The organism is Cupriavidus sp. IDO, from assembly GCF_000812465.1.
Classification (GTDB): domain Bacteria; phylum Pseudomonadota; class Gammaproteobacteria; order Burkholderiales; family Burkholderiaceae; genus Cupriavidus.
On sequence record NZ_JWMA01000015.1, the window covers coordinates 20,903 to 40,141 of the forward strand.

The following is a 19,239-nucleotide window of genomic DNA, read 5'->3' on the forward strand; positions in this document are numbered from 1 at the left end:
TATCAAGTAACCCGGCGCGCCGGCTTCTCTTCGCGGCGCGCCGTCTTCTTGCCAATCCATGGAACAAACAGACATCCAGTTTCAACCTGAAGAGCCGGCGGATTCGCTGACGCTGGCGCGCTACGCCGAGCGTGCCTACCTGGACTACGCGGTCAGCGTGGTCAAGGGCCGCGCGCTGCCCGAGGTGGCCGACGGCCAGAAACCGGTGCAGCGGCGCATCCTGTTCGCCATGCACGAGATGGGCCTGCGCGCCGACGCCAAGCCGGTCAAGTCGGCCCGCGTGGTCGGCGACGTGCTGGGCAAGTTCCACCCGCACGGCGACCAGTCCGCGTACGACGCGCTGGTGCGCCTGGCGCAGGACTTCTCGCTGCGCTACCCGCTGATCGACGGCCAGGGCAACTTCGGCTCGCGCGACGGCGACGGCGCGGCGGCAATGCGCTACACCGAAGCGCGCCTCACGCCGATCTCGCGCCTGCTGCTCGACGAGATCGACCAGGGCACGGTCGATTTCATCCCCAACTACGACGGCTCGATGGAAGAGCCGAAGCTGCTGCCGGCGCGGCTGCCGTTCGTGCTGCTCAACGGCGCCTCAGGCATTGCCGTGGGCATGGCGACCGAAGTGCCGCCGCACAACCTGCGCGAAGTGGCCGCGGCCACGGTGGCGATGATCCGCAACCCGAACATCACACTGGCCGAACTGCTGGCGCTGATGCCGGGACCGGACTATCCCGGCGGCGGCCAGATCATTTCGCCGGCGGCGGATATCGCCCAGATCTACGAATCCGGCCGCGGCAGCCTGAAGGTGCGCGCGCGCTGGACCATCGAAGAGATGGCGCGCGGCCAGTGGCAACTGGTGGTGACCGAGCTGCCGCCGAGCACTTCGGCGCAGAAGGTGCTGGAAGAGATCGAGGAAATCACTAACCCGAAGATCCGCACCGGCAAGAAGGCGCTTACGCCCGAGCAGACACAGCTCAAGGCCAGCATGCTGGCGGTGCTCGACGCGGTGCGCGACGAATCGGGCAAGGATGCGCCGGTGCGGCTGGTGTTCGAGCCCAAGAGCAAGAACATCAGCCAGCAGGAGTTCACCCACACGCTGCTGGCGCATACCAGCCTGGAATCGGGCGCATCGGTCAACCTGGTGATGATCGGCACCGACGGGCGTCCACGCCAGAAGGGCCTGGCCGAGATCCTGCGCGAGTGGATTGCGTTCCGCTTCGACACCGTCACCCGTCGCACCCGCCATCGCCTTGGCAAGGTCGAGGACCGCATCCATATTCTCGAAGGCCGGATGCTGGTGCTGCTCAATATCGACGAGGTGATCCGCATCATCCGCGAGAGCGACGAGCCCAAGCCTGCGCTGATCGAGGCGTTCGGCCTCAGCGACCGCCAGGCCGAGGACATCCTTGAAATCCGGCTGCGCCAGCTGGCGCGCCTCGAAGCCATCCGCATCGAGAAGGAACTGAAGGAGTTGCGCGAAGAGCAGGCCGACCTGGATGTGCTGCTGAAGTCAGAGACCGTGATGCGCCGTCGCATCATCAAGGAAATCGAGACCGATGCGAAGCAATTCAGCCCGGAAGACAAGGATCCGCGCCGCACGCTGATCCAGGAAGAGCGCCGCGCCGCCGCCGAAGTGCGCGTGATCGACGAGCCGGTGACCGTGGTGGTGTCGCAGAAGGGCTGGGTGCGCACGCGCCAGGGCCATGGCCACGACGCGCAGCAGTTCACCTTCAAGGCCGGTGACGCGCTCTACGACACCTTCGAGTGCCGCACGATCGATGTGCTGCTGGCATTCGGCACCAACGGACGTGTCTATTCGGTGCCGGTCGCAGCGCTGCCGGGCGGCCGCGGCGATGGCGTGCCGCTCACCACGCTGATCGAGCTGCAGCCTGGCAGCCAGATCGCGCATACCTTCGCGGGCAGTGCCGAGCAGCGCATGCTGATTGCCACCGCGGGCGGCAATGGCTTCCTGACCAAGGTGGGCGACATGATCGGCCGGCAGAAGGGCGGCAAGTCCTTCCTGACGCTGGACGAGGGCGACGCACCGCTCACGCCCGCGCCGATCGGCGACGAGGCCACGCACGTGGCCTGCCTGTCCGGCAACGGCCGCCTGCTGCTGGTGGCGCTCGATGAAGTCAAGGTGCTGTCGGCCGGTGGCCGCGGCGTGATCCTGATGGAGCTGGAGCCGAAGGAAAAGCTGCAGCAGGCGATTGCCGTCGGCGCGCCGGGGCTGGTGCTGTCGGGCGCGGGCCGAGGCGGCAAGCCGTCGTCGCAGAAGCTGGCCGGGCAGTCGTTGCTGCCATACGTGGGCAAGCGGGCGCGCAAGGGCCGTGCGATCGAGGCGAAGCTCAAGGAACCGCGCATCGATCCGGTCAGGATCGACCCGCCGGCGAACGGCAACTAACCTCTCGAAGCCGGCTCGGTTTGCTCCCTCTCCCGCTTGCGGGAGAGGGAGCAAACAATTGGCAGGTGCCATGCCTGCGGTTCCCGCCGTAATGGAAAGGCGCCAGCCCAAAACAACAAAAACCAAGAAGCGCTCGCTTCATCCCGCATGTCCCTCCCCCCGCTCTCCGAACTGGCGCCCCCACCCGGCCCCCGCCAGCTCTTCATCGAATTCGCCCGCATGGGCCTGTCCGGCTTCGGCGGCGTGCTGCCCTTCGTGCGGCGCGCGGTGGTCGAGCGCAACCGCTGGCTCGACGACCGTGACTTCGTCGAATTGCTCAGCCTGGGGCAGGTGCTGCCCGGCCCCAATGTCATCAACCTGGCGCTGATGCTGGGGCTGCGCTTTGCCGGCTTTCGTGGCGCGCTGGCGGCGTTCTCGGGGCTGGTCATGGTGCCGATGGCACTGGTGCTGGGCCTGCTGCTGCTATACCAGCACTATCAGGATGTCGCGGCCGTGCAGAGCATGCTGAGGGGCATGACGGCCGTTTCCGCCGGGCTGATGCTGGCCACCGGTTTCCGGCTGGCGCGCAGCCTGTCCTTGACGGCACGCGCACTGCTGATCGGCGGCGCGGCCTTCGTCGCGATCGGCCTGCTGCGCTGGCCGCTGGTGACGGTGATGGCAGTACTGGTGCCACTGGCGCTGGTGTGGGAATGGCTGGCGGGCCGGGGAGCGCAGGCATGAGCACGGGGGAACTCCTCGCCAGCCTGCTGGCTCATTTCAGCGCACTGTCGCTGCTGGCCATCGGCGGCGCGAGCTCGACGCTGCCGGACATGCATCGCTACCTGGTCGAGGCCAACGGCTGGCTGACCGATGCGCAATTCTCGGCCATGTATGCGATCTCGCAGGCTGCGCCGGGACCCAACGTGCTGTTTGTCTCGCTGTTCGGCTGGCAGGTGGCGGGGTTTGCCGGGTCGCTGGCGGCCATGCTCGGCATGTGCGGCCCGTCCAGCCTGATCGCGCTCGGTTTTGAGTATTTCTCGGGACGCTCGCCGCACGCGAGCTGGCCCGGCCTGATCCGGCGCGGACTCGCCGCGCTGACGATCGGGCTGGTGTTTTCCTCGGGCTGGGTGCTGGCCCGCAGCGTCGATCATCACTGGTCCGCCATGGCGGTGACCGCGCTGACGGTGCTGCTGATGCTGAAGACACGGCTGCATCCGCTGGTGCTGGTGGCCTTGGGCGGCGCAGCCGGCCTGCTGGGGCTTATCTAGCCATTCAGTCGACGCCGACGAAGCCGCCGGTCTGGTGCGCCCACAGCCGCGCATACAGCCCGCCATGCGCCAGCAATTGCGCATGGGTGCCGCTCTCCACGATGTGGCCGTTGCCCAGCACCACCAGCCGGTCCATGCGGGCAATCGTCGACAGCCGGTGCGCGATGGCGATCACCGTCTTGCCCTGCATCAGGGTCTCCAGGCTTTCCTGGATGGCCGCTTCCACTTCGGAGTCCAGCGCGGAGGTCGCTTCGTCCAGGATCAGGATCGGCGCGTTCTTGAGCAGCACGCGCGCGATGGCGATGCGCTGGCGCTGGCCGCCTGACAGCTTCACGCCGCGCTCGCCGACCTGCGCGTCCAGCCCGGTGTTGCCATGGGCATCGATCAGGTGCGGCGTGAACTCGTCGGCGCGCGCGCGGTGCAGGGCTTCGGCCAGTTCGGCCTCGGTGCTGGCGGGCTTGCCGTAGCGCAGGTTATCGCGGATCGAGCGGTGCAGCAGCGAGGTGTCCTGCGTCACCATGCCGATCTGGGCGCGCAGGCTTTCCTGCGTGACGCCGGCGATATCCTGGCCGTCGATCTGGATGCGGCCGCGTTCGACGTCGTAGAGGCGCAGCAGCAGGTTGACCAGCGTCGACTTGCCCGCGCCCGAGGGACCGACCAGCCCGATCTTCTCGCCCGGCTGCACGGTCAGCTCCACGCCTTCGATAACGCCGGAGCCCTTGCCGTAGTGGAAGCCCACCTGCTCGAAGCGGACCTCGCCATGCGTGACGCGCAACGGTTTCGCATCAGCGCGGTCGGTCACCACGCGCGGCACAGCAATCGTCTTCATGCCGTCCTGCACCTGCCCGACGTTTTCGAAGATGCCGTTGACCACCCACATGATCCAGCCCGACATATTGTTGATGCGGATCACCAGCCCGGTGGTGAGCGCAATCGCGCCGGTGGTGACGTGCCCCTCGCTCCACAGCCACAGGGCCAGCCCCGTGGTGCCGGCAATCAGCGCGCCGTTCATGGCGGTGATGGTGATGTCCATGCCGCTGATCATGCGTCCGGCCAGCCGCGACTTCTCGGTCTGCTCGGCCATGGCGTCGCGCGCGTAGTCTTCCTCGTGCCGGGTGTGGGCGAACAGCTTGAGCGTGGTGATATTGGTGTAGCCGTCGACGATGCGCCCCATCAGCCGGGAACGCGATTCCGTGGCCACCACCGAGCGTTGCTTCACGCGGGGCACGAAGTGGAGCAGGGCGGCCACGTAGCAGGCGATCCATAGCAGCAGCGGGATCATCAGCCGCCAGTCGGCCTGCGCGAACAGCACCAGCGAGCTGATCGCGTAGATCACCACGTGCCAGATTGCATCCACGGCCTGCACGGCGGAATCGCGCAGCGAGAAGCCGGTCTGCATGATGCGCTGCGCGATGCGCCCGGCAAAGTCATTCTGGAAGAACGGCAGGCTCTGCTTGAGCACGTAGCGGTGGTTCTGCCAGCGGATCAGGTTGGCCAGGCCGGGGTTGATGACCTGGTGCACCAGCACATCGTGCAAGCCGAAGAAGATCGGGCGAAGCAGCAGCGCCACCACGGCCATCCACAGCAGCTCGTTGCGATGCCGGCTGAAGAACTTCGCGCCCGGCGTGGTCTGTGCCATGTCGACCAGCCGGCCGAGGAAGCTGAACAGCGCCACCTCGATCAGCGCGCCAACCAGGCCCACCAGCAAGAGCAGGGCGAACACGCCCCAGACTTCGCGCAGGTACCACGCGTAGAAGCGCCAGACCTGGCCGGGCGGCTCGTGGTCGGGCATGCCCCGGAAGGGGTCGATCAGTCTTTCCAGGCGACGCAACATGGCGGATTCCTGTTGTGCCCGGCGTGTTCTGGCTTCCTTGTGGGAACCGGAACGCGCGTGCGGCGGATCAGACGCACCATGATACGCGCCCTGCGCAAGCAAACGGCCCCGCCGGCGGCCACTACCGTTTGCCGTCTTGCTACCCGCCGCCGGAGCTGGAACCCCCTGTCCTACATAACCGGACCTCATAAGCCTTATGAGGAAACGGTCTGCGTCCGCCCGAGATTTGTCGTGGATCTTGCCTATGCTCAAGTTCGCTCACCGGGGGTAAGAAGCAACAACAAGCAGGAGGTGCAGCATGTTCAAGCCAATGGAGCTGCTCATGGCGATTGGCGCCACCCTCGGTGCCGGCGCGGCCTTCGGAGGAAACGATGATGTCTCCTCGTCGATAGCCGCGTACTACACCCTCGTCTACGCCGTGAGCGTTGGCCAGGCCGACGCGGCGATCGCGCAATTCACTGATGACGCCGTCGTAGTGTCCGGTACGAAGTGCACTTTCGACATACCCTGCGTCGGCAAGGCGGCGATCAAGGAGCGGTATGTCGATGATCTGATCGCTCGCAAGGTCAATGCTCCGATGTCGGATCAACGTTTCGATGGCAAACACCTGACGACACAGGGCGAGATCACGCACGCGATGTCTTGTGGCAGGGGGCTCGCGCGCATGGTGGGTGGGCACGTGTTCGAGTTCAGCGGCGGCCGCATTGTCTCGTTGTCTTACCGGTACGATGAGTCGGACGCCCAAACCGCACGACTCGTAGCATGCAAGGCTGGTGGCGGACGCCGCGCGTCGCTACCCTGACGGCGCTGCTCACCGGCCGCAGGCGGAATCCTGTGGCTGGCCAGAGGAAGAGATCCTGGCCACGAAAAAATGCCCCTCAACCGCTTGTTGAGGGGCATTCTGCAATCGTCGCTCAACACTAAGCCACCGCCCTTGGCCGGCTGCGGCGCTTTGGCTGTAGCCGCAGTGCGGCCGTCGCGGCAGGGTCAGTGGATGACCATGTGCGTGAACGGCTCCACGTAGGCCTGCAGTGTGACGAAGAGGCCAACCAGGATCGCCAGTGCAATCGAGTGGAAGAACACGTAGCGCAGGATGTCGCCCTCGTGGCCGTACCACTTGGTCGCGGTGGAAGCCACCACGATCGACTGGGCATCGATCATCTTGCCCATCACGCCGCCCGAGCTGTTGGCCGCGGCCATCAGCACAGGCGACAGGCCAAGCTGCTCGGCCGTGGTCTTCTGCAGGCCGCCGAACAGCACGTTCGAGGCGGTGTCCGAGCCGGTCAGCGCCACGCCCAGCCAGCCCAGCATGGTGCCGAACAGCGGGTAGAGCACGCCGGTCTGGGCGAACGCCAGGCCCAGCGTTGCGTCCAGGCCCGAATAGCGGGTCAGGTAGCCGATGCCGAACATGGCACTGATGGTCAGCAGCGAGAACTTGGTCAGCTTGATGGTTTCCCAGTATTCCTTGACCATGCGCGGAATCGAGTAGCCCATCAGCAGGCCGCCAACCACGGCGGACACCAGGATGCCGGTGCCGGCCATCGACAGCACGTTGAACAGGAACACGGCCGGTTCGGCGATTTCCTTCGGCGTGACCGGCGGATGCTTGATGATCGTCTTGTCCAGGCCCGGAACCGGGAATTTGAACTGCCACAGGGCGTCCATCATCTTCTTGAATTCGGGGACGCCCCAGACGAAGACGAACACGGTCAGGATGACCCACGGCATCCAGGCCTTCACCACCGAGATGCCAGCCGAGGCGGCGGTGGCGCGGGCATCGGCCTCCAGCGCTTCGGGGTGGTCGACCTTCGAGTCGTCGTGACGGCCGAGAATCTTGGTCGAGGTCCAGATTTCCTTCGGATGCCAGATCTTCAGGAACAGGGTCAGGCAGCCCATCGACACCAGCGACGAGATCACGTCCACCAGCCACGGGCCGTGGAAGTTCGACACCAGGAACTGCGGCACCGCGAACGTCACGCCCGCCACCAGGATGGCCGGCCAGATCGCGAGCATGCCGCGGAAGCCCGCGAAGGCCCAGATCAGCCAGAACGGCACCAGCACCGAGAAGAACGGGAGCTGGCGGCCGATCATGGCGGACAGCGTGACCTGGTCGATGCCGGTCACCGACGACAGGCCGATGATCGGGGCGCCCAGCGCACCGAATGCCACCGGGGCGGTGTTGGCGATCAGCGCCAGGCCCGAGGCAGCCAGCGGCGAGAAGCCCAGGCCGATGAGGATGGCGCCGGTCACGGCCACCGGGGTGCCGAAGCCGGCGGCGCCTTCAAAGAAGGCGCCGAAGCTGAAGGCCACCAGCAGCAGTTGCAGGCGGCGGTCTTCGGTCACGCCGGAAATCGACGTCTGCAAGACCTTGAATGACCCGTTCAGCGTGGTCAGCCGGTGCAGGAAGATGATGTTGAGAACGATCCAGCCGATCGGGAACAGGCCGGAAATGATGCCAAGCCCGGCCGCCTTGCCGGCCATGGCCGCGGGCATGCCAAACACCGCGGAAGCCACCACCACACCCACCACCAGCGCCAGGCCGGCTGCCAGATGGGCCTGCATATGAAAGAACGCCAGTGCGACCAGCAGCACGGCGACGGGCACCCCCGCGGCAATAGTGGACAGCGCCATATTGCTTAGCGGGTCATAGACTTGACTCCACACGATTGAATCCTCCTCAGGTTGGCTCCGGCAACCCGGGCATTCTGCGTACCCTGGACGGCCGTCATGCGATCCGCGCCGCTTGTGCCTTAAGCCGCACGCGCGCGCGAAAACAAGGATTGTAAGGATGGGTTCTCGCCGCGCCGCCTTAAATCCGGTCATCGGACCCATGAGCCGGATTCAGGGAACAGGGTTTGCCCGTGGGCAGGCTGGCGCACGTCCTGCCCGGAGCGTACTCTAAACGGCGCCTCTTTTAAATGTATGCCAGCCAATCGGCATTTCGCGTTGCCGTCTGCACCGGCTGGCAGAATGAGGGGCACTGCGTTGTCATCCTGCGCGACCCCCATCACCTACCCCGACCATCGGAGCATTCCCATGCCTGAGATCCTTCCTGCCTGGCCCTTGCTGGCCGCCTTCATGCTGGCCAGTGTGGCGCTCGCGGTTACCCCCGGACCTGCGGTGGTCTATATCGTCACGCGTACGCTGGCGCAGGGCAGGCGCGCCGGGCTCGCCTCGGTCGGAGCGGTGGCGCTGGGCAACCTGGGCAATGCGATCGGTGCATCGCTGGGCCTGGCGGTGCTGTTTTCGGTGTCGGCGCTGGCGTTCACGGTGGTCAAGTACGCCGGGGCGGTCTACCTGATCTGGCTGGGGCTGCGCACGCTGCGGGCCAAACCTGCGGTGGCCGAAAACGGCGAGCCCGTCGCGCCGCCGGCGCGCAGCCTGCGCCAGGTGATGTGCGACGGCTTCGTGGTGGCGCTGCTCAATCCCAAGACCGCGATTTTCTTCGCGGCCTTCCTGCCGCAGTTCATGAGCCCGGGCGGATCGGCACTGGTGCAGAGCCTGGCGCTGGGCGCGGCCTTCGTGCTGATCGCTGCTACCACTGATGTCTGCTACGTGACGGCCGCCGCCGCGGTGATGCCAAGGCTGCGGCGCGCCGGGCGCGCACGGGCGATGGGCCGCTACCTGACGGCGGTGGCCTTCATCGGGTTAGGTGTGTTTACTGCGACGTCGGGTTCCCGCGCCGCCAAGTAGGAAGTCAGCGCTTCAGCGTAGCGGCAGTTCGAGAATGCCGGTAGCGGCGGGGCGGGCGCGCATGGCTGCGAGCCAGCGTTCCAGCTCGGGACGCGGCTCGTGCTTTACCTTGGGCATCCCCATCCAGCGATGCGCGGCGCAGGCCAGCGAGATGTCGGCCATGCTGAAGCGGTCGCCGCCGATGAACTCGCGGCCGGCCAGTGCCTTGTCGAGCATGGCCGCCAGCGGCTCGGTGCGCGCGCACGAAGCCGCGATGGCGGCGTCGTCGCGCTGCGCCGCCGGCACGCGCACCAGGTTCAGGAACGCGGTGACCATGGCCGGGCTGAACGAGGTGGTCTGCCAGTCCATCCAGCGGTCGGCCGAGGCGCGGGTTTTCACATCCTCCGGCCACAGCGTGCCTTCGCCATAGCGCGCGCACAGGTAGCGCACGATGGCGTTGGATTCCCACAGCACGAAGGGCTCGCCGCCCACGTCGGTGCCGCGGAAATCCTCGATCACCGGGATCTGGCGATTGGGGTTGAGCCGGACATAGGCCTCGGTATCGAGATCGCCCTGGCTCACGCCGATGTCGATCCGTTCATGGTCCAGGTGCAGCTCGCGCGCGCACCAGACCACCTTCTGCACATTGATCGATGACAGCCGACCCCAGATACGCAGCATGACGATTCTCCGGTTCCGTCCCCTGCCTCAGGCCGCCGCGCGCGCGTGCGCGGCCGCCGATGCGATCGCCTCGCGGAACAGCTCACCCAGGATCGCCACGCCCTGTTCGATGCGCTCCGGCGGCACCGTGACGAAGGCCAGGCGCAGCGTGTTGCGCTGCGGGTTGCCGGCGTAGAACGGCGCGCCCGGCACGTAGGCCACGTTGCGCTTCACCGCTTCTTCCAGGATCGCCATGCTGTCCAGGCCCTGCGGCAGCTCCATCCAGATGAACATGCCGCCTTCGGGCTGGTTCCAGGTCACGCCTGCCGGCATATGGCGCTTGAGCGCGTCCAGCATGACGTTGCACTGCTTGCTGTAGAGCGCGCGGATGGTTGGGATGTGCGTGTCCAGCAGGCCGTCGCGCACGGTCTCGTAGGCCAGGCGCTGGGTGAAGCTGGGCGTGTGCAGGTCCGACGCCTGCTTGGCCTGGCACAGCTTGAAGTGCAGCTCGGGCGGGGCGATCACATAGCCCAGGCGCAGGCCCGGTGCCAGGATCTTGGAGAACGAGCCCATGTAGATCACGCCGTCCGGGTTCATCGACAGCAGGCTCGGCAGCTGGTCGCCGGTGTAGCTCAGTTCGCCGTAGGGGTCGTCTTCGATCAGCAGCACGCCCAGTTCCTTCGCGCGGGCCACCAGAGCCTGGCGGCGCTCAAGCGGCAGGCGGCGGCCGGTCGGGTTCTGGAAGTTGGGCAGGGCGTACAGGAAGCGCGCGCCGGCGGTCAGTTCGGCGGTCAGCGCTTCGGGCACCAGGCCCTTTTCATCGGTGGGCACCGAGGTGAATTCGGGTTCGAACAGCGAGAAGGCCTGCAGCGCGCCCAGGTAGCTCGGGGTTTCGACCAGCACCTTGCTGCCCGGATCGATCAGCACCTTGGCGATCAGGTCCAGCGCCTGCTGCGAGCCGGTGGTGATCAGCACGCGCTCGACGCCCACCTTGTGGCGCTTTGCCACGAATTCGCGCAGCGGCAGGAAGCCCTCGGTCGCGGCGTATTGCAGCGCCGCCTGCGGGTTATCGGCGAATACACGGGCCGCCGCCGCTTCCATGGCCGCTACCGGGAACGAAGCCGGCGAGGGCAGGCCGCCGGCGAACGAAATGACTTCCGGACGCTCGGTGACCTTCAGGATTTCGCGGATGGCCGAGCTGGTCAGTTGCTGCGCCCGGCGGGAGATGGCCCATTTCATGATGTTTCTCTTTTGGTCTGGGGGATGAATCGGATTACGGTGGTCGACTCAGTCAACGATAAATAGTCTCGCACCCGTCGGCGAGAAAGAGCGGTGCGCTTCCGCATGGTCGGCAACCTGGTAACTGGTGCCTGCCCGGAGCACGAACTGCCGGCCGTCTTCCAGCTCGGTATGCAATTCGCCGTCCAGCACGAACAGGATATGCCCTTTGCTGCACCAGTGGTCGGCCAGGTAGCCGGCCGAATACTCGACCATGCGCACCCGGATATCGCCGAACTGGCGGGTGCGCCAGAGCGCCTCGCCCCGTTCGCCGGGGTGGCGAGTGGGTTCGATGGCGGACCAGTCGGTGGTGCCGAAGGGCAGGTTGTCGATGCGCATCAGCTGCTGTCTGGCTTACTTCACTTCCACGATCATTTCGATCTCGACACAGGCACCCATCGGGACCTGGGCCACGCCGAACGCGCTGCGGGCGTGCCTGCCCTTGTCGCCGAACACTTCGACCAGGAATTCCGACGCGCCGTTGGTGACCAGGTGCTGCTCGGTGAATTCCGGCGTGGAATTGACCAGGCTCATCACCTTGACGATGCGGGTGACGCGGTTCAGGTCGCCGACATGTCCGTGCAGCGTGGCCAGCAGGTCGACGGCAATGGCGCGCGCGGCGGCCTTGCCGGTCTCGGTGTCGATGTCCTTGCCCAGCTTGCCGGCCCAGACCTTGCCGTCCTTGCGGGCGATATGGCCGGAAAGGAATACGGTGTTGCCGGTCTGCGCGGCCATGACGTAGGCGGCGGCAGGCGCGTTGGCGGCGGGCAGTTCCACGCCGAGGCGTGCGAGGGTGTCATAGACGGACATGTGAGCTCCTGTCAGTGGATACGTCCTGGGAGGATGGAATTTGTTTCCGTGGCGGCGGGTCCGGTACGGTCAGCACCGGCGGGTGCGCTATTTTGCACGGCGGCGCGGCGGCCGAGGGCCACCACGGCAATTACGGCCACCGCAAAGGCGATGGTGGGTGCGTCGAGCGGCTCGGCCAGCATCAGGGCGCCGCCCGCCAGCGTGAGGAACGGCTGCAGCAATTGTATCTGCCCCACGCGCGCCACGCCGCCTTTTGCGAGCCCGGCGTACCAGAACAGGAAGCCGATGAACATCGAAAAGACCGAAACATAGGCCATCCCGAGCCATGCGCGCGGCGAGGCGGCGGCAATCGCCGGCAGGTCGCGCAGGACCAGCCAGCCCACCACCGGAAGCAGCACCGGCAGCGAAATCACCAGCGCCCAGCTGATGGTTTCCAGTCCGCCCAGCTCGCGCGACAGCTTGCCGCCTTCGGCGTAGCCGAGTGCGCCAAGCACGACGGCAGCGAACAGATACCAGTCGGCATGCTGCAGGCCGCCAGCGCCTTGCCACACGGCAAAGCCGACCACCAGCGCGCTGCCGGCCAGCGCAGACAGCCAGAATGCCGCCGATGGCCGCTCACGCCCGAACCACGCGGCAAAGACCGCGGTGGCAAGCGGCAGCAGGCCGATCACGATGGCGCCGTGGCTGGCCGGCACCTCGCGCATGGCCTGCGAAGAGAACAGAGGAAAGCCCACCACCACGCCCAGTGCAGTCACCGCCAGCAGTGGCCACTGCCGGCCGCGCGGGCGTCGCCCGGCGGACAGCGCGCCACGGAAGCCGAGCAGGGCCAGTGCCAGCACCGCCGCGACGACAGCGCGCGCCAGTGCCACGAAGGTGGCGTCCAGCTCGGCGACGGCCATGCGGGTGAACGGCAGCGTCTGGCTGAAGATTGCCACGCCGATAAAGCCCAGCAGCATGCCGCCGGAGGGGGGCACGTGATGCTGGGAGGCAGAAGTTGAGGACATGGGGGCGCTCGCGATGATTGGCGGGGTGTCAGTGCGTGCCTGGTCGTACGCCGATGGCGATCCACGCGGCGGTCAGCGCCAGGGCCAGGCCCATGGCACGGTTGAACCAGCGCACCCGGTTGCCCTGCATCAGCCATTGCCGCAGCGAGGCGCCTAGCACGCCGTACAGGCTGTTGCTGACGAAACCGAAGATGCCGAACACGGTGCAGACCAGCAGCACGCGCTGCGCAGGCGACGGCGCGCCGGCCATGTACGAGGCGGCGGTGGCCAGCGCCATCATCCATGCCTTGATGTTGGCGTACTGCAGCGCGGCCGACTGCCACACGCTGAGCGGGCGCAGCACCTGCTTCTCGGCCAGCACTGTGCTGCGCGCCAGCTTTGCCGCCAGCCACAGCAGGTAGGCAACGCCTGCCATGTGCACGATGGTGGCAAGCGCGGGATTGCTCAGGATCAGCGCGCCCACGCCGATCGCGCACAGCGCCAGGATGCTGGCAAAGCCGAACGCCACGCCTATGCAGTGCGGCAGCGTTGCGCGCAGGCCGAAGTTGGCGCCGGTCACCGCGGCAATCGTGGTGTTGGGGCCGGGCGTGAACGAGCCCACTGCGAGCAGCGTCAGCAGGGCGAAGAATTGTGCGGCCGACAGGCCGGTCAGGAAATTGGCATCCATGGCCGTCAGGCGAAATTGACGACCACGCGGCGGTTGGTGCGGCTCTTCTTTTCGACCTTGGTCACCAGCACGGCGCCGATCTCGCTGGTGTTCGCCACATGGGTGCCGCCACAGGGCTGGCGGTCCACGCCGGGGATCTCGACGATGCGGATGCTGGTGGTGCCCGCCGGCGGTGCGGCGCCGATGGTGCGCACCAGCTCAGGCTGCGCGGCCAGCTCCTGCGGCGTGATCAGCTCGATGCGCACGGCGGTGTTGGCGCGGATCAGCGCATTCAGCTGTTCAGTGAGCACGGCCTTGTCCAGCGTCGATTCGGGCAGGTCGAAATCGATGCGCGCCGAATCGGGCGAGATGCCGCAGCCGGTCACCGGCACCGGAATCAGCGAGCCCAGCAGGTGAAGGCAGGTGTGCAGGCGCATCAGGCGGTGGCGGCGCTCCCAGTCGATCTTCACCGTCACGCGGTCGCCCACACGCGGCAGCTCGCTGTCGGCTGCGGGCACATGCAGGATGCGGGTGCGGTCATCGGCGTAGACGGTGTCTGCCACGGCTACCGTGCGGCCATCGGCGAGTGTCAGCGTGGCGGTGTCGCCGGCCTGTCCGCCGCTGCGCGCATAGCAAACTGTTTCGTCCAGCTCGATGCCGTTGGCGTCCACGGCGATCACGGTGGCCGTGCAGTGGTCGAGATAGGGGTCGTCGTCGAATCGCTTGCGGGTGGCGGACATCGGTGGGTCTCCTTGGTCTTGTTGTTCTGGTGCAGCTAGCGCAGGGTGCGGATGCCCTGCGGGGTTTCGATCTCGGCAGCCAGCAGTGGCGGGCCGTCGGTCTGTTCGAGCGTTAGCAGGGGCTCGCCGCCCAGCCACGCCAGCCCCTGGCGCAGCAGTTCGGCGCGCGGATGCTGGCCGGTGAGCCGGCGCAGGGCCAGGTCCTGCCGCGGCAGGCTCACGCCCGGGTAGCGGGCCACGTCCCACTGGATCAGGCTGGGCAGCAGGCCTTCGCCGGCCGTGCCGGCTTCCCCCTGCCAGGCGGGCAGGCTGCCGTCCTCGGGCACCGTGATGCGCCAGCGCAGGTCGCCGCGATTCATCGGGACGACCGGCACGACGTGCTGCGGATACTGCTCGCGCCACAGCGAAAGATCAGCGGGGCGCTCCACGCGGGCAGCCCAGTGCAGCAGGAAGGGGCCGTCGCGCAGGCGGGCCTGCACGGCGTCGGTGTCCAGCCCGAACCAGCGTGCGCGCGTGGGCGCGGCATCCGGGTCGATCGCGATCACTTCCAGGTAGACGCCGCCGAACATGCCGAGCACCCGGTTGTGGGTGCCCATGCCCGGGTGCGCGCCGCCGCCTTGCGGCGCCACGCCGAGCTGGCTGGCGACGTATTCGGTTCCGGCATCGAGAGCAGCGGCTGCAACGATGAGGTGATCGAGGGTTAGCTTCATCTTGGCTTGATGGTAGTCAAGGTTGTCGGTACAGTACCGGTACAGTTGCTCAGATCGTATTCAGTACAGTTGCAGGAGCACCACATGGACGGCAGCCAGACCACTAACGATTCATCCGCCGGCCCAGAGCGCAAGGATAGCGGAGGCGGCGCGCAAGGCGCATCCGGGCGCTCGCTCCGGCTGGTCGTGCCCAGCACCGAGCGCCTGCCCGACCCGGTGCCGTCGGCCCAGATGACGCTGGTGGAGCAGTTGACCGAATGGGCGCGGATGCGGATCGACGAACGGGTCTTCCGCGCCGGCATGCGCATGCCGTCGATCCGCCAGCTGGCGCAGGAGAAGGGCATCTCGCGCTTCACCGTGGTCGAGGCCTACGAGCGGCTGGTGGCGCTGGGCTACCTGGAATCGCGCCGTGGCTCAGGCTTCTATGTGCGAGAGCGGACGGGGCAAACCGCCGCGGCGCCGGTCTCCCCGGCAGGGGTGGCCGCGCGCAATATCGACGTGACCTGGCTGCTGCGCAGCATGTTCCACACCGCCGAGACCCACAAGGCGCCCGGCCTCGGTTTCCTGCCCAACGAATGGCTCGACGGGGAGCTGATCGCCAGCGCCTTGCGCGGGCTGGGCCGCCAGCCGGGCAATCACTTCCTGGCCAGCGGCACGCCGCAGGGCTTCCTGCCGCTGCGGCAGCAGTTGCGCACGCGGCTGGAGGAACTGGAAATCGGCGCCACGCCCGACCAGATCGTGCTGACCTCGGGCATCACGCAGGCGCTGGACCTGATCGCCCGGCTCTACCTGCATCCCGGCGACGCCGTGCTGGTCGGCGATCCGGCCTGGTTCGTGATGTTCGGCCGCTTTGCCGCGCAGGGCGCCCAGGTGATCGGCGTCCCATACACGGCGGAGGGGCCGGACCTGGAGGCGCTTGAGCGCATCGTGCAGGCGCGCCGGCCTAAGCTTTTTGTCATCAATTCGGTGCTGCACAACCCGACCGGCACCTCGCTGTCGGCGGCCAAGGCCTTCCAGTTGCTGCGGCTCGCCGAGCAGTACGACTTCCTGATCGTCGAGGACGACATCTACTGCGACCTGTGCCCGCCGGGCCATGCCGCGACCCGGCTCGCCAGCCTGGACCAGCTGCGCCGCGTGATCTACCTCGGCAGTTTCTCCAAGACGCTGGCCGCCAACCTGCGCGTCGGCTTTATCGCCGCGCATCCGGAACTGGCCTCCACGCTGACCGACAGCAAGTTGCTGGCGGGGCTCGCCACGCCGGAGATCAACGAGCGCGTGCTGTACAAGGTGCTGACCGAGGGCCATTACCGCAAGCATGTGGAGCGGGTGCGCACCCGGCTGGACCGTGCCCGCGACGAGACCCGGCAGTCGCTCGATCGGCTCGGCCTGCGGCTCTTTCCCGGCCAGCACGCCGGGATGTACCTGTGGGCCGACAGCGGCCGCGACACCAACGCCATTGCCACGGCGGGGCATGAGGAGGGCTATCTGTTTGCCCCCGGCAGCCTGTTCTCGCCGTCACAGATGCCGTCCGGCTGGATGCGATTTAATGTCGCCAGCAGCGGCGATCCCGACATGCTGGCCTTCCTGGCCCGCCAGCTCGACCGGCTGTGACGAGCCGTCCCGACAGCACCGGGCCTTGAAAAGGGGCCCGGCCGGCCCTATTTTCAGCTGCACGGCCAAGTGCCCCCTTACTTATTCCAGATTCGCCAGTTCCAAGAGGAGAACCATGACCGCACCGCACGAAACGATGAGCTTCCAGGCGGAAGTGAAGCAACTGCTGCACCTGATGATCCACTCGCTCTACAGCAACAAGGAAATCTTCCTGCGCGAGCTGGTCTCGAATGCTTCGGACGCCACTGACAAGCTGCGCTTCGAGGCGATCGCGAATCCGTCTCTGCTGGAAAACGACGCCGACCTGGCGATCCGCATCGAAGCCGATGCCAAGGCGCGCACGCTGAAGATCACCGACAACGGTATCGGCATGAGCCGTGACGAGGCGATCCGCAACCTCGGTACCATCGCCCGTTCGGGCACGAAGGAATTCTTCCAGCAGCTCTCCGGCGACCAGCAGAAGGACGCCGCGCTGATCGGCCAGTTTGGCGTGGGGTTCTACTCGTCCTTTATCGTGGCCGACAAGGTGACGGTGGAAACCCGCCGTGCCGGCCTGGGCGCCGAAGAGGCCGTGCGCTGGGAAAGCGCCGGCGACGGCGAGTTCAGCATCGACGCCATCTCGCGCGCCGAGCGCGGTACCACCATCACGCTGCACCTGCGCGAGGGCGAGGACGATTTCCTCTCGGCCTGGCGCCTGAAGGGCATCATCCAGAAGTACTCCGACCATATCTCGCTGCCGATCCGCATGCCCAAGGAGATCTGGGATGCCGAGGCCAGCGCCTACAAGCGCACCGACGAGTGGGAAAGCGTCAACCAGGCCAGCGCCCTGTGGACGCGCGCCAAGTCGGACATCACCGACGAGCAGTACACCGCCTTCTACCACCACATCGCACACGCGCACGACAACGAGGCGCCGCTGTCCTGGACCCACAACCGCGTGGAAGGCCGCAGCGAGTACACGCAGCTGCTGTACATCCCGGCGCGCGCACCGTTCGACCTGTGGGACCGCAACCACAAGGCCGGCCTCAAGCTGTATGTGAAGCGCGTCTTTATCATGGACGATGCCGACCAGCTGCTGCCCGCCTACCTGCGCTTCGTCAAGGGCGTGGTCGATTCGGCCGACCTGCCGCTGAACGTGTCACGTGAACTGCTGCAGGAAAGCCGCGACGTCAAGGCGATCCGCGAAGGCTGCACCAAGCGTGTGCTGTCGATGCTCGAGACGCTGGCGGACAGCGCCGAGGGTGACGAAAATGAAGCCGAACGCGCCAAATACACCACCTTCTGGCAGCAGTTCGGCCAGGTGCTCAAGGAAGGCATGGGTGAAGACCAGGCCAACCAGGAGCGCATCGCGAAGCTGCTGCGCTTTGCCTCGACGCACAACGACACCGCCGAGCAGAGCGTGGCGCTGGCGCAGTACGTCAGCCGCATGAAGGAAGGCCAGGACAAGATCTACTACGTGACCGCCGACACCTGGGCTGCCGCGAAGAACAGCCCGCACCTGGAAGTGTTCCGCAAGAAGGGCATTGAAGTCCTGCTGCTGACCGACCGCGTGGACGAGTGGATGCTGTCCTTCGTGCGCGAGTTCGACGGCAAGGAACTGGTGTCCGTCGCGCGTGGCGACCTGGACCTCGGCAAGCTCGCCGACGAAGCCGAGATGGCCGAACAGGAAAAGGCCGAGAACGACTGGAAGGACGTGGTCGCCCGCGCCAAGGCCGTGCTCGACGGCAAGGCCAAGGACGTGCGCGTGACGCTGCGCCTGACCGACTCCGCCTCGTGCCTGGTTTCGGACGAAGGCGACATGAGCGGCTACCTGCAGCGCATGCTGAAGCAGGCAGGCCAGAAGGCGCCGGACGCGCAGCCGATCCTGGAGCTGAATCCGGACCACGCGCTGGTGAAGAAGCTACGCGACCTGCCGGAAGGGGATGCGTTCGGCGATCGCGTGCAGGTGCTGTTTGACCAGGCGCTGCTGGCAGAAGGCGGCATGCTGGACGATCCGGCGGCGTACGTGCAGCGCGTGAACAAGCTGCTGGCCTGACGTCCCGGTTGCCCTCGCCGCGCAGGCGGCGGGGGATTCCCATCTCAATGTGTTGCAGCGGAGCGCGTGACCGATGACGCTGAAGCGGTGCTTTCCGCCTGTCGTTGACGCCGGCACGCGCATCCTTATTCTCGGCAGCCTGCCGGGCGAGGCGTCACTGAAGCAAAGCCAGTATTACGCGCATCGGCAGAATCAGTTCTGGCGCCTGACCGGCGATGTTCTGGGTGAAGACCTGGTCCACATGGACTATCCCGCGCGGCTGCAAACGCTTCTGGCGCATCACGTCGGCCTGTGGGACGTGGTCGCGGAAGCGAAGCGTGAGGGCAGCCTGGACAGCAACATTCGGGATCACGCCGGCAATGACCTGATCGGGCTGATCGAATCACTGCCCAGGCTCGCTGCAATCGCCTTCAATGGCGGCACTGCTGCGCGTATCGGTTTGAAGGTCCTTGGGCAGCATGACGACCATCACCGAATCATCAAGCTTCCTTCCAGTAGTCCCGCTCACACCTTGCCCTACCCGGAAAAGCTGCGTGCCTGGCAGGCATTGCAAGGGTGGCTGCCTGCAAAGTCGCGGCTGGCATAACTCAT

At 66.6% G+C, this 19,239-nt stretch carries 18 protein-coding genes; 8 read left to right on the forward strand and 10 right to left on the reverse strand.

Annotated elements, in window-relative coordinates; all coding sequences use genetic code 11:
• Positions 1 to 58 precede the first annotated feature (58 nt).
• The 3 genes from parC to RM96_RS05355 all read left to right on the forward strand — a co-directional run bounded on the left by parC (position 59) and on the right by RM96_RS05355 (position 3,648).
• A complete protein-coding gene (parC, locus tag RM96_RS05345; protein WP_039008505.1) occupies positions 59 to 2,401 on the forward strand; it encodes a DNA topoisomerase IV subunit A in 2,343 nt (780 codons plus the stop codon).
• A gap of 147 nt (positions 2,402 to 2,548) precedes the next feature.
• On the forward strand, positions 2,549 to 3,121 hold the full coding sequence (locus tag RM96_RS05350; protein WP_039008507.1) for a chromate transporter: 573 nt from the start codon (positions 2,549 to 2,551) through the stop codon (positions 3,119 to 3,121).
• A complete protein-coding gene (locus RM96_RS05355) occupies positions 3,118 to 3,648 on the forward strand; it encodes a chromate transporter (RefSeq protein WP_082016430.1) in 531 nt (176 codons plus the stop codon). Before RM96_RS05350 ends, RM96_RS05355 begins: the two co-directional genes overlap by 4 nt.
• A 4-nt stretch (positions 3,649 to 3,652) precedes the next feature.
• On the opposite strand, the gene RM96_RS05360 is transcribed toward RM96_RS05355, so the two are convergent.
• On the reverse strand, positions 3,653 to 5,482 hold the full coding sequence (locus RM96_RS05360; RefSeq protein WP_039008510.1) for an ABC transporter ATP-binding protein: 1,830 nt from the start codon (positions 5,480 to 5,482) through the stop codon (positions 3,653 to 3,655).
• Between the two features lie 298 nt (positions 5,483 to 5,780).
• Between RM96_RS05360 and RM96_RS05365 the strand changes: the two genes are divergently transcribed.
• A complete protein-coding gene (locus RM96_RS05365; protein ID WP_039008511.1) occupies positions 5,781 to 6,284 on the forward strand; it encodes a nuclear transport factor 2 family protein in 504 nt (167 codons plus the stop codon).
• A 185-nt stretch (positions 6,285 to 6,469) separates the two neighbouring features.
• Here RM96_RS05365 and RM96_RS05370 read toward each other — a convergent pair whose 3' ends face one another.
• On the reverse strand, positions 6,470 to 8,146 hold the full coding sequence (locus RM96_RS05370; RefSeq protein ID WP_039008513.1) for an L-lactate permease: 1,677 nt from the start codon (positions 8,144 to 8,146) through the stop codon (positions 6,470 to 6,472).
• 372 nt (positions 8,147 to 8,518) lie between these two features.
• On the opposite strand from RM96_RS05370, the gene RM96_RS05375 reads away from it, so the two are divergent.
• Positions 8,519 to 9,175 carry a LysE family translocator gene (locus RM96_RS05375; protein ID WP_039008515.1) on the forward strand — a complete coding sequence of 219 codons (657 nt, stop codon included), beginning with the start codon at positions 8,519 to 8,521 and terminating at the stop codon, positions 9,173 to 9,175.
• A gap of 12 nt (positions 9,176 to 9,187) precedes the next feature.
• Here the strand turns inward: RM96_RS05375 and RM96_RS05380 are convergent, their stop codons facing one another.
• From RM96_RS05380 to RM96_RS05415, 8 genes are read right to left on the reverse strand one after another with little or no spacing between them, the layout of a single operon-like run.
• Positions 9,188 to 9,835: a glutathione S-transferase family protein gene (locus RM96_RS05380; protein ID WP_039008517.1), complete on the reverse strand. Its 648-nt coding sequence runs from the start codon at positions 9,833 to 9,835 to the stop codon at positions 9,188 to 9,190.
• Between the two features lie 27 nt (positions 9,836 to 9,862).
• Positions 9,863 to 11,053 carry an aminotransferase-like domain-containing protein gene (locus RM96_RS05385; protein WP_039008519.1) on the reverse strand — a complete coding sequence of 397 codons (1,191 nt, stop codon included), beginning with the start codon at positions 11,051 to 11,053 and terminating at the stop codon, positions 9,863 to 9,865.
• 48 nt (positions 11,054 to 11,101) lie between these two features.
• Positions 11,102 to 11,431 (reverse strand): DHCW motif cupin fold protein, encoded by a 330-nt coding sequence (locus tag RM96_RS05390; RefSeq protein WP_039008521.1) that lies wholly within the window; start codon positions 11,429 to 11,431, stop codon positions 11,102 to 11,104.
• 15 nt (positions 11,432 to 11,446) lie between these two features.
• Positions 11,447 to 11,902, reverse strand: coding sequence for a RidA family protein (locus tag RM96_RS05395; protein WP_039008523.1), 456 nt, complete (start codon positions 11,900 to 11,902; stop codon positions 11,447 to 11,449).
• Between the two features lie 11 nt (positions 11,903 to 11,913).
• Positions 11,914 to 12,906, reverse strand: coding sequence for a DMT family transporter (locus RM96_RS05400; RefSeq protein WP_039008525.1), 993 nt, complete (start codon positions 12,904 to 12,906; stop codon positions 11,914 to 11,916).
• 28 nt (positions 12,907 to 12,934) lie between these two features.
• A complete protein-coding gene (locus RM96_RS05405) occupies positions 12,935 to 13,573 on the reverse strand; it encodes a LysE family translocator (RefSeq protein ID WP_039008527.1) in 639 nt (212 codons plus the stop codon).
• A 5-nt stretch (positions 13,574 to 13,578) separates the two neighbouring features.
• Complete coding sequence (locus RM96_RS05410; protein WP_039008528.1) at positions 13,579 to 14,292, reverse strand: alanyl-tRNA editing protein; 714 nt, start codon at positions 14,290 to 14,292, stop codon at positions 13,579 to 13,581.
• A gap of 35 nt (positions 14,293 to 14,327) precedes the next feature.
• The gene (locus tag RM96_RS05415; protein ID WP_039008530.1) at positions 14,328 to 15,002 is read right to left on the reverse strand and encodes a VOC family protein; all 675 of its coding nucleotides are present in this window, start codon (positions 15,000 to 15,002) and stop codon (positions 14,328 to 14,330) included.
• Positions 15,003 to 15,086: 84 nt separating this feature from the next.
• Between RM96_RS05415 and RM96_RS05420 the strand changes: the two genes are divergently transcribed.
• From RM96_RS05420 to RM96_RS05430, 3 genes are all read left to right on the forward strand, one after another.
• On the forward strand, positions 15,087 to 16,613 hold the full coding sequence (locus RM96_RS05420) for an aminotransferase-like domain-containing protein (RefSeq protein ID WP_039008532.1): 1,527 nt from the start codon (positions 15,087 to 15,089) through the stop codon (positions 16,611 to 16,613).
• 115 nt (positions 16,614 to 16,728) lie between these two features.
• Complete coding sequence (gene htpG / locus RM96_RS05425; protein ID WP_039008537.1) at positions 16,729 to 18,648, forward strand: molecular chaperone HtpG; 1,920 nt, start codon at positions 16,729 to 16,731, stop codon at positions 18,646 to 18,648.
• 73 nt (positions 18,649 to 18,721) lie between these two features.
• The gene (locus tag RM96_RS05430; RefSeq protein ID WP_039008539.1) at positions 18,722 to 19,234 is read left to right on the forward strand and encodes a DNA-deoxyinosine glycosylase; all 513 of its coding nucleotides are present in this window, start codon (positions 18,722 to 18,724) and stop codon (positions 19,232 to 19,234) included.
• Positions 19,235 to 19,239 lie beyond the last annotated feature (5 nt).

Bases quoted from the DNA above. Each gene is read 5' to 3' on its own strand.
- parC (WP_039008505.1), top strand. From the start codon at position 59: ATGGAACAAACAGACATCCAGTTTCAACCTGAAGAGCCGGCGGATTCG.
- RM96_RS05350 (WP_039008507.1), top strand. From the start codon at position 2,549: ATGTCCCTCCCCCCGCTCTCCGAACTGGCGCCCCCACCCGGCCCCCGC.
- RM96_RS05355 (WP_082016430.1), top strand. From the start codon at position 3,118: ATGAGCACGGGGGAACTCCTCGCCAGCCTGCTGGCTCATTTCAGCGCA.
- RM96_RS05360 (WP_039008510.1), bottom strand. From the start codon at position 5,482: ATGTTGCGTCGCCTGGAAAGACTGATCGACCCCTTCCGGGGCATGCCC.
- RM96_RS05365 (WP_039008511.1), top strand. From the start codon at position 5,781: ATGTTCAAGCCAATGGAGCTGCTCATGGCGATTGGCGCCACCCTCGGT.
- RM96_RS05375 (WP_039008515.1), top strand. From the start codon at position 8,519: ATGCCTGAGATCCTTCCTGCCTGGCCCTTGCTGGCCGCCTTCATGCTG.
- RM96_RS05380 (WP_039008517.1), bottom strand. From the start codon at position 9,835: ATGCTGCGTATCTGGGGTCGGCTGTCATCGATCAATGTGCAGAAGGTG.
- RM96_RS05385 (WP_039008519.1), bottom strand. From the start codon at position 11,053: ATGAAATGGGCCATCTCCCGCCGGGCGCAGCAACTGACCAGCTCGGCC.
- RM96_RS05390 (WP_039008521.1), bottom strand. From the start codon at position 11,431: ATGCGCATCGACAACCTGCCCTTCGGCACCACCGACTGGTCCGCCATC.
- RM96_RS05395 (WP_039008523.1), bottom strand. From the start codon at position 11,902: ATGTCCGTCTATGACACCCTCGCACGCCTCGGCGTGGAACTGCCCGCC.
- RM96_RS05400 (WP_039008525.1), bottom strand. From the start codon at position 12,906: ATGTCCTCAACTTCTGCCTCCCAGCATCACGTGCCCCCCTCCGGCGGC.
- RM96_RS05405 (WP_039008527.1), bottom strand. From the start codon at position 13,573: ATGGATGCCAATTTCCTGACCGGCCTGTCGGCCGCACAATTCTTCGCC.
- RM96_RS05410 (WP_039008528.1), bottom strand. From the start codon at position 14,292: ATGTCCGCCACCCGCAAGCGATTCGACGACGACCCCTATCTCGACCAC.
- RM96_RS05415 (WP_039008530.1), bottom strand. From the start codon at position 15,002: ATGAAGCTAACCCTCGATCACCTCATCGTTGCAGCCGCTGCTCTCGAT.
- RM96_RS05420 (WP_039008532.1), top strand. From the start codon at position 15,087: ATGGACGGCAGCCAGACCACTAACGATTCATCCGCCGGCCCAGAGCGC.
- htpG (WP_039008537.1), top strand. From the start codon at position 16,729: ATGACCGCACCGCACGAAACGATGAGCTTCCAGGCGGAAGTGAAGCAA.
- RM96_RS05430 (WP_039008539.1), top strand. From the start codon at position 18,722: ATGACGCTGAAGCGGTGCTTTCCGCCTGTCGTTGACGCCGGCACGCGC.